Source organism: Halobellus sp. H-GB7, from assembly GCF_030848585.1.
Taxonomy (GTDB): domain Archaea; phylum Halobacteriota; class Halobacteria; order Halobacteriales; family Haloferacaceae; genus Haloquadratum; species Haloquadratum inordinatus.
In genome coordinates this window covers 278686-291854 of record NZ_JAVDDW010000002.1, presented here as the reverse complement: position 1 = coordinate 291854, position 13169 = coordinate 278686, and the positions used below count along the sequence as shown (strand labels likewise).

Annotated in this window: 11 protein-coding genes; 5 read left to right on the top strand and 6 right to left on the bottom strand. The window is 66.0% G+C overall.

From position 1 onward, the window contains the following. The first annotated feature begins 113 nt into the window (after positions 1–113). A complete protein-coding gene (locus RBH22_RS06375; RefSeq protein WP_306676906.1) occupies positions 114–1304 on the top strand; it encodes an HD domain-containing protein in 1191 nt (396 codons plus the stop codon). Positions 1305–1369: 65 nt separating this feature from the next. Here RBH22_RS06375 and RBH22_RS06370 read toward each other — a convergent pair whose 3' ends face one another. From RBH22_RS06370 to RBH22_RS06355, 4 genes are all read right to left on the bottom strand, one after another. After that, positions 1370–1711: a CTP synthetase gene (locus RBH22_RS06370; protein ID WP_256545333.1), complete on the bottom strand. Its 342-nt coding sequence runs from the start codon at positions 1709–1711 to the stop codon at positions 1370–1372. Continuing rightward, positions 1711–2628, bottom strand: a complete 918-nt coding sequence (guaA, locus tag RBH22_RS06365) for a glutamine-hydrolyzing GMP synthase (protein WP_121569288.1) — start codon at positions 2626–2628, stop codon at positions 1711–1713. The genes RBH22_RS06370 and guaA overlap by 1 nt, the downstream gene beginning before the upstream one ends. After that, complete coding sequence (locus RBH22_RS06360) at positions 2628–4289, bottom strand: CTP synthase (RefSeq protein ID WP_306676905.1); 1662 nt, start codon at positions 4287–4289, stop codon at positions 2628–2630. Before RBH22_RS06360 ends, guaA begins: the two co-directional genes overlap by 1 nt. A 111-nt stretch (positions 4290–4400) precedes the next feature. Continuing rightward, positions 4401–5495 (bottom strand): saccharopine dehydrogenase NADP-binding domain-containing protein, encoded by a 1095-nt coding sequence (locus RBH22_RS06355; RefSeq protein ID WP_306676904.1) that lies wholly within the window; start codon positions 5493–5495, stop codon positions 4401–4403. A 104-nt stretch (positions 5496–5599) separates the two neighbouring features. On the opposite strand from RBH22_RS06355, the gene RBH22_RS06350 reads away from it, so the two are divergent. Further along, complete coding sequence (locus RBH22_RS06350) at positions 5600–6400, top strand: aldo/keto reductase (RefSeq protein ID WP_306676903.1); 801 nt, start codon at positions 5600–5602, stop codon at positions 6398–6400. A gap of 224 nt (positions 6401–6624) precedes the next feature. Here the strand turns inward: RBH22_RS06350 and ppc are convergent, their stop codons facing one another. Further along, positions 6625–9318, bottom strand: coding sequence for a phosphoenolpyruvate carboxylase (gene ppc, locus RBH22_RS06345; protein ID WP_306676902.1), 2694 nt, complete (start codon positions 9316–9318; stop codon positions 6625–6627). A gap of 197 nt (positions 9319–9515) precedes the next feature. Here ppc and RBH22_RS06340 point away from each other — a divergent pair, with 197 nt between their 5' ends. The 3 genes from RBH22_RS06340 (at position 9516) to RBH22_RS06330 (ending at position 12625) form a co-directional block, all read left to right on the top strand. Beyond that, positions 9516–10361 (top strand): ubiquinol-cytochrome c reductase iron-sulfur subunit, encoded by an 846-nt coding sequence (locus RBH22_RS06340; protein WP_306676901.1) that lies wholly within the window; start codon positions 9516–9518, stop codon positions 10359–10361. Positions 10362–10487: 126 nt separating this feature from the next. Continuing rightward, on the top strand, positions 10488–11039 hold the full coding sequence (locus RBH22_RS06335; protein ID WP_306676900.1) for a hypothetical protein: 552 nt from the start codon (positions 10488–10490) through the stop codon (positions 11037–11039). 68 nt (positions 11040–11107) lie between these two features. After that, complete coding sequence (locus RBH22_RS06330; protein WP_306676899.1) at positions 11108–12625, top strand: DASH family cryptochrome; 1518 nt, start codon at positions 11108–11110, stop codon at positions 12623–12625. Here RBH22_RS06330 and RBH22_RS06325 read toward each other — a convergent pair. After that, positions 12622–13047, bottom strand: a complete 426-nt coding sequence (locus tag RBH22_RS06325; RefSeq protein WP_256545326.1) for a disulfide bond formation protein B — start codon at positions 13045–13047, stop codon at positions 12622–12624. The genes RBH22_RS06330 and RBH22_RS06325 overlap by 4 nt on opposite strands. Positions 13048–13169 lie beyond the last annotated feature (122 nt).

Sequence of the window (13169 nt, the reverse complement as noted above, 5' to 3'; positions counted from 1 at the left end):
ACCGGCAGCGGTCTCTGTGCGCCCGGCATTCGAGGAGCGCCGCCGGACTGAGACCGGTCAGTCGAGGGCTGTCCGGGCGGGGGCTATTTGCAGCCGGCTCGCGCAGGTCGGGTATGAACGCGATCAAGGACAGCGTCCACGACTACATCTCGCTCGGTCCCGTCGCGCGCGACCTCCTCGATACGCCACTGCTGCAGCGCCTCCGCCACGTCAAACAGCTCTCGACGGTTCGACTCGTCTATCCCTCCGCGAACCACACCCGCCTCGAACACTCGCTGGGCGTCTATCACCTCGCCGACCGCGCGCTCGACCACCTCGGCATCGACGGTACGCGAGCGCGACACGTCCGCGCGGCCGCGTTGCTACACGACGTCGGGCACGGCCCGTACGGCCACCAGACGGAGGACGTCATCCAGCGACGAACCGGGGCGGACCACGACGAAATCGGGTGGCTGCTGGAGGATACTGACGCGGCAGCGGTCCTCTGCGGGCACGACCTCGATCCCGCGCGTGTCGCCGCGCTCGTCCGCGGCGAGGGCGAACTCGGACAGCTCGTGTCGGGCGAGTTGGACGTCGACCGGATGGACTACCTCGTCCGCGACGCCCACCACACCGGCGTCCCCTACGGCACGATCGACGTGGGGCGACTCGTCCGAGAACTTCGCTACCGCGACGGACAGCTCGTTCTCGCGGCGGGGAACGTCCAAACGGCCGAGTCGCTGCTGCTCGCCCGCGCGCTGATGAACGGGACGGTGTACCGACACCACGTCTCCCGCATCGCGGGCGCGATGCTCGAACGCGCCTCGATCCGACTGCTCGACAGCGAGGGCGACGCGTCAAACTCGACCGGGCCACGGGGCGATGTCGACGTCGAGACCTTCCGCCGGATGGCCGACCACGACCTGCTGGTCGCACTCCGGAGGACGACGCCCGATCTCGCCCGCCGGATCGAGTACCGTGACCTCTACAAGCGGGCCGTTTGGGAGCCGCTCGGGCGCGTTCCCGCGGACGTCGTCGGGATGGGACACGAGGCGTCCCGCGAGGCGGCCGCCGAGATTGCCGACCGCGCCGGCGTCGACCGGGACCACGTCCTGCTGGACGTGCCGCCGCGACCACGGTTCAAGGAGTCCCGCTCGCGCGTCGTCGTCGGCGGGGCCGTGCAACGACTCTCGGAGGCCTCCGAACTCGTCGGCGCGCTTCGGGCCGCCGAACGCGCACAGTGGCGGCTCGGCGTCTACGCGCCCGGCGACGCAGTCGACGACGTCGAGACCGCAGCGACGGCCGTTCTCGGCCTCGCCGAGTGACAGGGAAAACTGTTTCAGGAATCGTCCGCGTTCGACGCGTCGGACGCGGACGCAGAAACGCCGCGCTACTCCGCCTGCTCGCCGACGAGCCCCTCGACTAGTTCGTCGGCGACGACCTCGGCCGACAGGAGCGCGGGATCGATAGCGAGGTCGGTCTGACCGCGCGCGAACTCCGGCAGGGAGTCGGTGGCGTAGGTCACGACCTTGATGTCCGGGTTCGCCTCCTTCGCGACCGGGATGGCCGACGCGTCGTCCATATCCGTCAGGACGAGCGTGTCGGCGTCGTCGAGACCGGCCGCAGAGAGCGACTCGCGGTTCGCGATGCCCTCAACGCGGACGACCTCCGCTCCGAGCGCTTCGAGCGCGTCTCCGAGTCCGTCGACGTCGGGGCCGGCGACCAGGATCATCACTCGTACTCGATGGTCGCGGGCGGTTTGTGCGTCACGTCGTAGACGACGCGGGCGACGTTCTCGTTCTCGCCGGTGATCCGCGATTGGATGCGCTGAAGCGTCTCCCAGGGGAGTTCCTGTGCCCGCGCGGTCATTCCGTCACGGGACTCGACCGAGCGCACCGAGACGATCCAACCGTGGACGCGGTTGTCGCCCTTGACGCCGGTCCCCTTGCCGATGACGGCCGCGAAGGCCTGCCAGGGATCGTGCTCTTCGGTCTCTTCTTCGACGATGTGACACGCCTCGCGGGCGACCTCCACTTTCTCGCGGGTGACCTCGCCGACGACGCGGATCGCGAGCCCTGGACCGGGGAACGGCATCCGCTCGGAGATGATCTCCTCTAAGTCGAGCGCGCGAGCGACCTCGCGAACCTCGTCTTTGTACAGTTCGCGGACGGGTTCGACGATGCCCTCGAAGTCGACGACGTCCGGGAGCCCCCCGACGTTGTGGTGGGATTTGATGTTGCCTTCCGACTCGATCCGGTCGGGGTAGATCGTCCCCTGAACGAGGTAGTCGGCGTCGGCGTCTTTCGCCTCGCGCTCGAACTCCCGGATGAACTGCTCGCCGATGGCGTGGCGCTTCTCCTCGGGGTCGGTGATGCCCGCGAGTGCGTCGAGGAATCGGTCCTGCGCCTCGACGACGCGGAGCGAGTCCATATACGAGAACGTCTCGCGGATCTGTTCGGTCTCCTCTTTCCGCATCAGCCCGGTGTCCACGTAGACAGACGTGAGCTGATCGCCGATAGCACGGTACGTCAGCGCCGCGGCGACCGAGGAGTCGACGCCCCCCGAAAGCGCGATGATGGCGTTTTCGTCGCCGACCTGTTCTGAAATCTCTTCGACCGCTTCGTCGATGAATGAATCAACGTCGACCATTAGGCTTGTACCTCAGTTTCGTCAGTCAGTTCGCGCGCGTCCAGTTCGCCGGTGACCGCGTCGAGAAAGCCCACGAACGGCGGGCTGGCTCGGTCCGGTCGCGACCGGAACTCGGGGTGGAACTGCGTCCCGAGGAAGAACGGGTGATCGGTTCGTTCGAGGATCTCCATCCGGTTGTTGGCCCGCCCGGAGAAATCGAGCGCGCCTTCTTCGAGCCGCTCGATGTACTCGGGATTGACTTCGTAGCGGTGCCGATGCCGCTCGGTACAGACCGTGTCGCCGTAGACGTTCGCGGCGAGCGAGCCGGTCTCGATCTGCGTGTCGTGTGCGCCGAGCCGCATCGTACCGCCCATCTCGTCGACCTCGTACTGCTCGGGCAGGATGTCGATGACGGGGTGTTCGGTGTCGGGGTCGAGCTCCGCGGAGTGGGCGTCTGCGAGGCCCAGGACGTTCCGCGCGTGTTCGACGACCGCCATCTGGAAGCCGAGACAGAGCCCCAGGAAGGGCACGTCGTTCTCGCGGCAGTACTCGATGGCTTTCAGTTTGCCCTCGGTCCCGCGGGAGCCGAAGCCGCCGGGGACGACGACGCCGTCGGCCCCTTTGAGCCGGTCCTCGTGGTGATCGAGCATCTCGTCGGAGTCGACCCACAGGACGTTCACTTCTGTCCGGCGCTCGATGCCCGCGTGCTTCAGCGCCTCGTGGACGGACATATAGGCGTCCTCGAGGTCGTACTTGCCGACCAGGGCGATGTCGACCTCGTCGGTCCGTTCGCGGGTGACGAGTTCGCGCCAGCGGTTGTCGCGCTCGGCCGGGGAAAGCGCCTCGGAGTCGAGGTCGAGCCGTTCCATCACGTACTGATCGAGGCCCTCCTCTTCGACCATCAGCGGGACGTGATAGACGTCCTCGACGTCGGAGTTCGAGAAGACGGCCTCCGTCGGAACGTCACAGAACAGCGCGATCTTCTCTTTCGTCTCGGGGTCGAGTTCGTTCTCACAGCGACCGACGAGGATGTCGGGCTGGAGCCCGATCGAGCGGAGTTCCTTGACGGAGTGCTGGGTAGGCTTCGTCTTCTGTTCGCCGTTCTTCGAGTAGGGGACGAGCGTGACGTGGGTAAAGAGGATATCCTCGTCGTCTTCCTCGTGGGCGAACTGCCGCAGCGCTTCGAGATACGGCATCCCCTCGATGTCACCGACGGTGCCGCCGACCTCGACGATGCAGACGTCGGTGCCTTCGGCGGCCTCGCGGATGCGCCGCTTGATGTCGTCGGTGATATGTGGGATGATCTGGACGGTCTTGCCCAGGTAATCGCCCGCGCGCTCCTTCTCGATGACGTGCTGGTAGGTCTTGCCCGTCGTGATGTTGTGATCCGAGGTCATATCGACCCCGAGGAAGCGCTCGTAGTTCCCCAAGTCGAGGTCGACCTCGCCGCCGTCTTTCAGAACGTACACTTCGCCGTGCTGGTAGGGGTTCATCGTCCCCGCGTCGACGTTGAGGTACGGGTCGATCTTGACCGCCGTCACGTCGAAGCCGGCGTTCGAGAGCAGACGGCCGGTGCTGGCCGCGGTGATACCTTTGCCCAGTCCGGACATCACCCCGCCGGTCACGAAAATGAACTTCCGACCCAGCGTGGGGTCGTACCCGGTGTCGGGTTCCTTCGGCATACCGAGTGTGCGCGAGGCCGCATCAAAACCGTTTCGGAGCGACCGATCCCCTGCGAGCGACCCACACGCATAGTTGTCCGAATCTTCCCGTCTCACCCATCCTGCAGCGCGTTACTCCGCCGCGGTCGACTCCTCTCCGACGACCTCGTCACCGTTCAGATCGACCCGCTCGACGCCGGGCACTTCGAGGACGAGATCCGGCCCGAACGCCGAGGCCGGCGTCTGATAGCCCGTCGGTGCCTCGCCGTCGAGCACTTTTTCGGCGACCAACAGTGCCGTCCGGACGGTCATTCGGTACGTGTCGGGCGTGCGGAGGCGCGAGACGACGCGGTCGTCGTCGGACCTGGCTTCGCCCCAGATGTGCGCTTCGCCCGCGGAGCGGGCCGCTTCGTCGGGGCCCTCGACGTACCGGTCGACGAGCCACGAGAGGGCGCGCTGTACCTGGTCGGCGTCGAGCACGCCGCCGGCGTACCGCGAGAGCGAGAATGCCCGGCGTGCGTTCTTCGGGAGCGAGAGGTACACGTCGATGTTCGGAATCTCAGTCGAGTGATACGCCGTCGAGAGATCGCCCCACGGGATCGAGATCGCCCGGCGCAGCCCCTCGCCGAAGTCGACGACGCGGGTCCGCGCGCCGATCTGTTCGAAGCGGAGGTCGCCGTCGCGTCGGACCGCTCCGCCGGACCCGATGTCCGACAGCATCGTCTTCAGCGTCCCCGGCGAGACGCCGCCCTCGGATTCGAGCGCGAGCGAGAGGTGAGTCGCGTCGGGCAGGCGACGGTGGAGATGCGTCGCGAGGCAGTCCGTCGGGACGACGTCGAAGCCGACTCCCGGCAGAAGCGTCACGCCGGCGGCCTCGGCGTCGCCGCCGCGGCGGTGGATCCGCTCGAAGACCTGCAGTTCGCCGGTGATGTCGAGGTAGTCGGTCTCGGTCTCGATACAGGCGTCGACCATCGGATCGGCCGTCTGGTCGAACGGCCCCGCGCAGTTGAGGACGACGTCGACGTTACCGAGGTGGTCGGCGGCGTCTTCGACTGCGAACGGTCGTGCTTGGAGGCTGTGCGCGGTGGCGACGCCGCGCGTCTTCGTGCGGTCGCGGCCGGCGACCAGCGGTTCGTACCCGTGTTCTACGGCTCGTTCGACGACGAGACGACCGGTGTATCCGTAGGCACCGTAGACGAGGAGTCGGGGAGAGTCGGAGCGGGACATACGGCCACGTTGGTGCGGAACTGACAAAGGGACACCGGCGTCAGTGGATCGACACCTGCTCCGGGCACCGAAACTGTCGAGAGCCTAGTATTCGAAAGTCGAGTATGGACTTCCCGGCGCTCGGACTCGGAACGTACAAGCTGACTGACCCCGAGACGTGCCCGGCCGCCGTCGCGACAGCCCTCGATCTCGGGTACGACCACGTCGACACCGCCCAGGGGTACGGCAACGAGGCGCTCGTCGGAGAGGGTCTCGCGCGCGCCGACCGCGGCGCCGACGAGGTGCTCGTGGCGACGAAGCTCGATACGGACAACCTCGGGTACGGCGACGTAACCGAGACCGCACGCGCGAGCGCCGCGCGCCTCGGCGTGGACACGATCGATCTCCTGTACGTCCACTGGCCCGCGGCGGGCTACGATCCCGCCGAGACGCTGCCGGCGCTCGACGCGCTCGTCGACGAGGGCGTCGTCGACCGCGTGGGAGTGAGCAACTTCGGCCCCGACCAACTGGAGACGGCGATCGAGCGCCTCGACGCCCCGCTCGCGGCGCACCAAGTCGAGATGCATCCGCTGCTCCCCCAGCGGGAACTCCACGAATTCGCGGTCGAACACGAGCACCGGCTCGTCGCGTACTCGCCGATCGTCCGCGGGCGGGTCGCGGACGTGCCGACGATCGTCGACGTCGCCGAGAAACACGACGCGACGCCGGCGCAGGTGTCGCTCGCGTGGCTACTGGCGAAGGAAAACGTCACGCCGATCCCGAAGTCGGCCACGCGGGCGCACATCCGCGAGAACTACGGGGCGCTCGACCTCGGATTGGAGGCGGAAGACGTCGCCGCGATCGACGGTATCGACCGCCGCCACCGCGTCGTCGACGCTCCCGATGCGCCCTGGAATCAGCCGTAGCCGTCTCATCATCCCGGCGGGCAGGGACGACGACTCTCTCGAACGAGCGTTTATATACGAAGCCGGGACCATCCCCGCCGTGACGTAGGACGCACCCCGCGTCGGACAGCGGTCGTTCGGCACGTCGACGCGGGAGTCAGCCCGAGTCATCGGGTGTCGCTGTGCCGACTGTTCGCCCAGATCCCCTTCGGAGGCGGAGTGTCTCAGCGGATCTGACCCGCAGTCTACCCCGTGTTCTTCATTCCTGCCGCGATGCCCTTCACCGTCAGCCGGAGCGTCTGCTCCTCGTCGTCAGTTCGGTGCGTCTGGGCGAGCAGATGCGTCTGCAGGAGGTTCAGTGGGTCGACGTAGGGGTTCCGGCGTCGCAGGCTCTCGTCGAGCCACTCACGCTTGAGCAGCGCCTCCCGGTCGGTGACGTCGAGTACGGCGGTGCGCGCGCGCTCGTACTCCGCCTGGAGGTGCGGGAAGAACTCCTCGCGGAGGTCCGGGTCCGCGAGCTCGGCGTAGTGCTCTGCGATGTCGAAGTCGGTCCGTGCGAGCGCCAGCGACGCGTTGTCGAGCGTCGTCCGGAAGAACGGCCATTCCTCGTACATCTCCCGGAGAACGCCGAGATCGCCGCCCTCGTCGAGATACGTTCGGATCCCCGCGCCGAGTGCGTACCAGCCGGTGATGATGCAGCGCGACTGCGTCCAGGAGAACACCCACGGGATCGCCCGCAGGTCCTCGACGGTGCGTTCGCCCGATCGCGACGCGGGCCGGGAGCCGAGATTCAGGTCCTCGATGACGCCGATCGGCGTCGCCTGCCCGAAGTACGAGACGAAGCCGTCGGATTCGAGCAGGTCGCGATACTGCTTTCGGGCCGTCGTCGCCATCTCGTCCATCGCGTCGACCCACTCCTCGCTGACGTCCTCTTCGGGCTCGCAGATCGCCTGGTACCGCGAGCGAACCTGCGCGTTCAGCATCTGTTCGAGGTTCCGCTCGGCGATCTGTGGGTTCGCGTACTTCTCGGCGATGGCCTCGCCCTGCTCGGTAAACTTAATCTGTCCGGTGACTGTCTCGTTGGGGAGCGCCAGCATCGCCTCGTTCATCGGCCCGCCGCCGCGCGAGATCGACCCGCCGCGCCCGTGGAACAGTCGCATCTTCACGTCGAAGTCGTCGCAGATGTTCGCGAGGCGACGCTGGTTCTTGTAGAGGTCCCAGTTCGCGGCCAGGAACCCGTTCTCCTTGTTGGAGTCGGAGTAGCCAAGCATAATCTCCTGGACGTCGTTGCGGGCGTCGAGCGCCTTCGCGTAAGCCGCGTTCTCGAAGAGCGTCCCCATAATCCGGCGCGCGCCGTTGAGCGCCGACTCCGTCTCCAAGAGCGGCACGATGTCGAGTCCGCAGTGGTCCGGGAGTGAAACGACACCTGCCTGGTCGGCGAGGAAGAGCACCTCCAGCACGTGACTCGGTTCCTCGGTCATCGAGATGCAGTACGTGTCGATGGCGCTGACGCCGAACTCGCGTTGCCACTCGCCGAGCATCTCGAAGCGTCGCAGGACGCGCGCGGCCGTCTCGGAGACGTCGCCGGGTTCGTCGAGATCGAGGATCGGTTCGTCCTGGAGAATCGCCTCGGTCAGTACCTCGATCCGCCCGTCTTCGTCGCGGCCGTAGTAGTCGATGCCCTCGTGTTCGAGTGCCTCGTGGACTGCTTCGGTGTGGTTCTCCTGATGATCGCGGAGGTCCAGACTCGCGAGCGTGAATCCGAAGGTATCGACCTGCCGCATCAGCGGTTCGACGTACTCGTCGGCGACGACATCCGCGCCCGTCGATCGGAGACTACGGTCGATGACTTCGAGGTCGTCGAGGAACGCCGCCTCGTCGCCGTAGCCGTCCGGCCGGACGTCCTCGATGCGACGGAGGCGCTCGCGCATCAGCTTCAGTTTCTGACGGTACGGTTCGCCCGGGTAACGCTCTTTCGCCTCGTCGGCGACGCCCGGCAGCCGCGAGCGATCGGCCTTCAGCGAGCGTTCCAGTTCGGCGCCGATGTCGATGCGGCGACCGTCTTGACTCAACACGCCCGAGAGACGCTTGAGAGACTGGCTGTACTTTTCGAGCACCACCGATCGCTGCCGTTCGAGCGTATCGGTCGTCACTTCGGGCGTGACGAATGGGTTGCCGTCGCGATCCGAACCCGCCCACGACCGGAACTCGAAGAGTTTGGGAACGTCGACCTCCGGATACTCGTCTGCGAGAAGATCCTCGAACTCGGCGTAGACTTCGCCGACGACGTCGAAGAGGATAGATTCCAGATACCACTGAACGTTCCGCGCTTCGTCCTGTGGTTCGGGGCGGCGCTCGCGGACCTGCGACGTCTGCCAGAGGCTCGTGACCTCGGCGTCGATCTTCCGCCACAACTGATCGTGTTCGCGGTCCGTCACGCGCCGTTCGTCGAGTTCCTCTAGCCGGCTCGCGATCGATCGAAGTTTCGCCTTCACCGTCTTTCGGCGGGCCTCGGTCGGGTGTGCGGTAAACGTCGGCTCGATGAGAACGTCGTCGAGCACCTGCTGGACGGTTTCGGCGTCGGCATCGGCTTCGATGAGCGTCTCGACAGTCGCGACGAGTCCGTCTTCGAGGTTGTCCGCCTGGGACGCCTCACGGACGACGCGTGCGCGTTCGCGCTCCTCTGCGAGATTGATGAGTTCGAAGTACGTCGTAAACGCGCGGGCGACGACGCTTTCGCCCTCCGGCGAGAGGCCGTCGAGGAGTCGATCGAGTTCCGCCCGGGACTCCCGTTCGCCCTTCCGGTACGAGATGGCGGCGGTCCGAATGTCTTCGACGGTCTCGAACGATCCTCGTGACGTCTGCTCGGCCAATACGTCGCCCAAGAGCGCTCCAAGCTCACGGACGTCCTGATTTACGTCCCTACTGTGTAATCCCATACCGTGGGATATTCTGTCGTCCGAGTAAAAAACCACCGAGTTGTCGAGAAATTTCCATTCTGTGTTTCGGGTCGAACGCCCTTTCAGATCTGGATCGAAATCCGTGATATTATCTAAGCGACCGTCGGGAGTTCCAGCGACGAGAGACGGACCGGGGGTTTCGTCATCCTTTTTACCGGCGGGACGAACACTCGGGTATGAGCGAGCGCGACAAGTACCCGGCGGACTCGGGTCGCCGCCGATTCGTCAAAGGTGTCGTGGGGGGCGCGGCACTCGCCGGCGTCGGCGCGACGGGTGCGGCCGCAATCAATTCTGCGACGCAGTCGCCCGGCGCGGGCGGCGGTTCGACGCAGGCGTACGCTATCGAGAACACCGCGGGTCCGGCGCCGCGCGGAATGCCACAGATCCCCGTCGAGATCGACGACGAGGGGTATCTTAAGGGCGTCTGGCCCGAGGTCAAGACCGAACAACAAGGAGGGATCTCGATCCAGATCGCCGAGACGGAGGACTACAAGGGCTCGGGCGTGGCCTACACGTCGGAGTGGTTCCAGTACTGCGGCGTCGAATCCTACGCCGGGATCGAGCCCGGTTACGACTCGGACAACTACTTCCGCGTCGGCTCGAACCCCGGCTACGACTGGGAGAGCGAGACGTACTCCGAAGGCGACAAACTCCACGTCGACGACTTCTCCGACTACAAAGAGTGGTCCAACGACGTCGGTGATCCGGGCCTCGGGAAACCGGCGACCGGCCGGTGGCGCTCGGAGGACGCCGAGGACGTCATTCCGATCCAGGTCATCAAGTCTGAACAGGTCGAACAGATGGCCCAGAACGACCCCTGGATCGAAGCCTCGACGGAAGATGGCTTCATCGCGTGGCTCAACAAGTGCACGCACTTCTGTTGCGTCCCGAAGTACAAGAGCGAGGGCTCGGCGAAGTTCAACGCGGAAAACGACGTCTACTGCCAGTGCCACCAGTCGGTCTACGATCCGTACAGCCTGGTACAGACGCTGTTCGTCGCCCGTCCGCGCCCGACCGAGTAACGTCGCAGTCTCGGCACCGGACTGGCCTAGGTCCACATATCGACCCACTTTCTCACACCGATAGCAGTCGCAGACACGTCATTTTCGGACACATTCATGTAGGTAGCCCTCACAGAGTGAGGTAGTATGAGTGGGGGCGGGAGTGAGCCGGAGGCCGACAGCGCGGAGCTTGCCGCATCTGAGATTCACGACGTGCTCCGAAACGATCGGCGGCGGCTCGTACTCGAACGGTTACGGACGGGTGACGGTACCGAGACGGTTTCTGATCTCTCCGAGCACATCGGTGGCATCGAAGCCGACGAGTCGCCACCGCCGCGGAACGTCCGACAGAGCGTGTACGTCTCGCTGCATCAAACGCACCTTCCGAAGCTCGACAAACTCGGGATCGTCGAGTACGACCCCGACGCGAAGACCGTCTCGCTGGCCGACAACGCGGCAGACGTCGGCGTCTATATGGAGGTCGTCCCACAGTACGGCATCTCGTGGGCGGAGTACTACCTGGGACTCGGGCTGATCGGCGCGCTCTCACAGGTCGCGGCGATGATCGGCGTCCCGGTCGTGCGTGCGCTCAGCCCGGCGCTCATTGGGTTGTTGCTTTCCGGCGTCGTCGTCCTCTCCGCACTCTATCAACTCCTCACGCAGCGCAGTTCCCTGTGGCACCGGCTCAGCGGTAACTGACCGGACGCGGCGTACACTGCGGGTGGCTGTGGCCGTCACGCTCAGGTACGTGCCGCTCCCTCTCGACAGTGATGCCCGACACGGCCATCGCGTGGTTCCGCCGGGACCTGCGAACGCACGACAACGAAGCGCTCGCCGCCGCTGCCGCGGCAGACCGAGTCCTCCCAGTCTACTGTGTCGACCCGCGGACGCACGGGATGCAGCCGTACGGTGGTGCCGACTCCTTCCGCTACGAGAAACTGGGGACGCGGCGAGCGCGCTTCCGGCGCGAATCTCTCGACGCCCTGCGCGACCGACTGCGCGGGCTCGGCTCGGACCTCCTCGTGCGTCGTGGTCGTCCCGAAGTCGTGTTTCCCAATCTCGCTGACGCCGTGGGCGCCGACGTCGTGACGTTCCACGACCTCCCAGGACCGGACGAGCGAGCGGTTCGTGCAGCGGTGACGGCAGCACTGCGCGAGCGTGGCGTCACGCCGCGTCGGTTCTGGGGGCGGACGCTCCATCATATCGCCGACCTCCCGACGCCGTACACCGCGATCAGCGACACCTACACGAAGTTCCGGAAGTCTGTCGAGGCCGACGCGATCGTCCGAGAGACGTATCCGCGCCCGTCGCTGCCGCCGGTCCCAGGCGGCGACGACACCGGCGTCGACGCGGACGCGATTCGCCCCGGTTCGATCCCGGACGTCGACGTCGCGGTCGATTCACTTGGATCGCCGGACGCGGAACTCGGGGCCGGCGAGGGCGCCGACGAAATCGACGAGCGCGCGGTCCACCCCTTTCCGGGCGGCGAAGACGCGGCACTCGACCGCCTGACGTCGTACATCTGGGAGGGTGACCACCTCCGCGAGTACCGCGAGACGCGAAACGGACTCGCCGGTCCCGACTACTCCTCGAAGTTCTCGCCGTGGCTCAACGAGGGCTGTCTCTCGCCGCGGCGCGTCTACGAGGAGGTCAAGCGCTACGAGCGCGAGCGAGTCTCGAACGACTCGACGTACTGGCTGCTCTTCGAACTCCGCTGGCGGGACTTCTTTCAGTTCCAACTCGCGAAGCACGGCGCCCAGTTCTTCGCCCCCGGCGGTCTCAGACGCCGCGACGACGTCAACTGGCGATGGGACGAACAGGAGTTCGAACGGTGGCGAACCGGGCAGACGGGTATTCCCTTCGTCGACGCGAACGTGCGCGAACTGAACGCGACCGGATATCTGTCGAACCGCGGACGACAAAACGTCGCGTCCTTCCTCGTGAACGACCTCACAATCGACTGGCGACGCGGCGCGGCGTACTTCGAGACCCAACTCCTCGATTACGATCCGGCCTCGAACTACGGCAACTGGGCGTACATCGCGGGCGTCGGCAACGACTCCCGGCAGCGGGCGTTCGACGTGCTCGCGCAGGCCCACCAGTACGACCCCAAAGCCGAGTACGTCACGCGCTGGATTCCCGAACTCGACGGGCTAGTCCCACAGAAGGCTCACGAACCGTGGACGCTGTCGGAATCAGAACAGGCGAGATACGGGGTCGAACTCGGTGTCGACTACCCGCGCCCGATGATCGATCCTACGACGTCGGGCGAGAATCCCGTTTAGGGCCACGCTCGGTCGCGAAGCCGCCAGGAGGCGGTCACGAGGGCCGTCACGAGGACGAACGCGATCAGCGAGAGCCGGGGGATCGTCAACAGGCCGTCCAGCATCGGATAGAGGATCGACGAACAGCCGCCACCGACCGAACAGGTCCCACCGACGCTGGGTCGGACCTGGAGGACCACGTGGTACGTCGCGACGCCGAGGCCGAGCAGCGAGAGCGGCAGCACGGTGCGAGCGACGCCCGGGCGGTCTTCGAGCGTCGCGACGCCCAGAACGACAACGAGCGGATACAACAGGATGCGCTGGTACCAGCAGAGCTCGCAGGGGACCAGCCCCAGCCCGAGGCTGAAATACAGGCTTCCGGCGGTGCCGATACCCGCGACGAGCGTCGCGAGTCCGAGCAACGGTCGCGTGCGCGACGTCATCGTCCCCGTTGAGACACCCCGGCCGCTTGAACGAATCGATGAGTGATATCTAATGACAGGGGAACGTACCTGACAACTGACGAAACAGTTCGGATTGCTTCCGACCCTGGACCGAATCACGT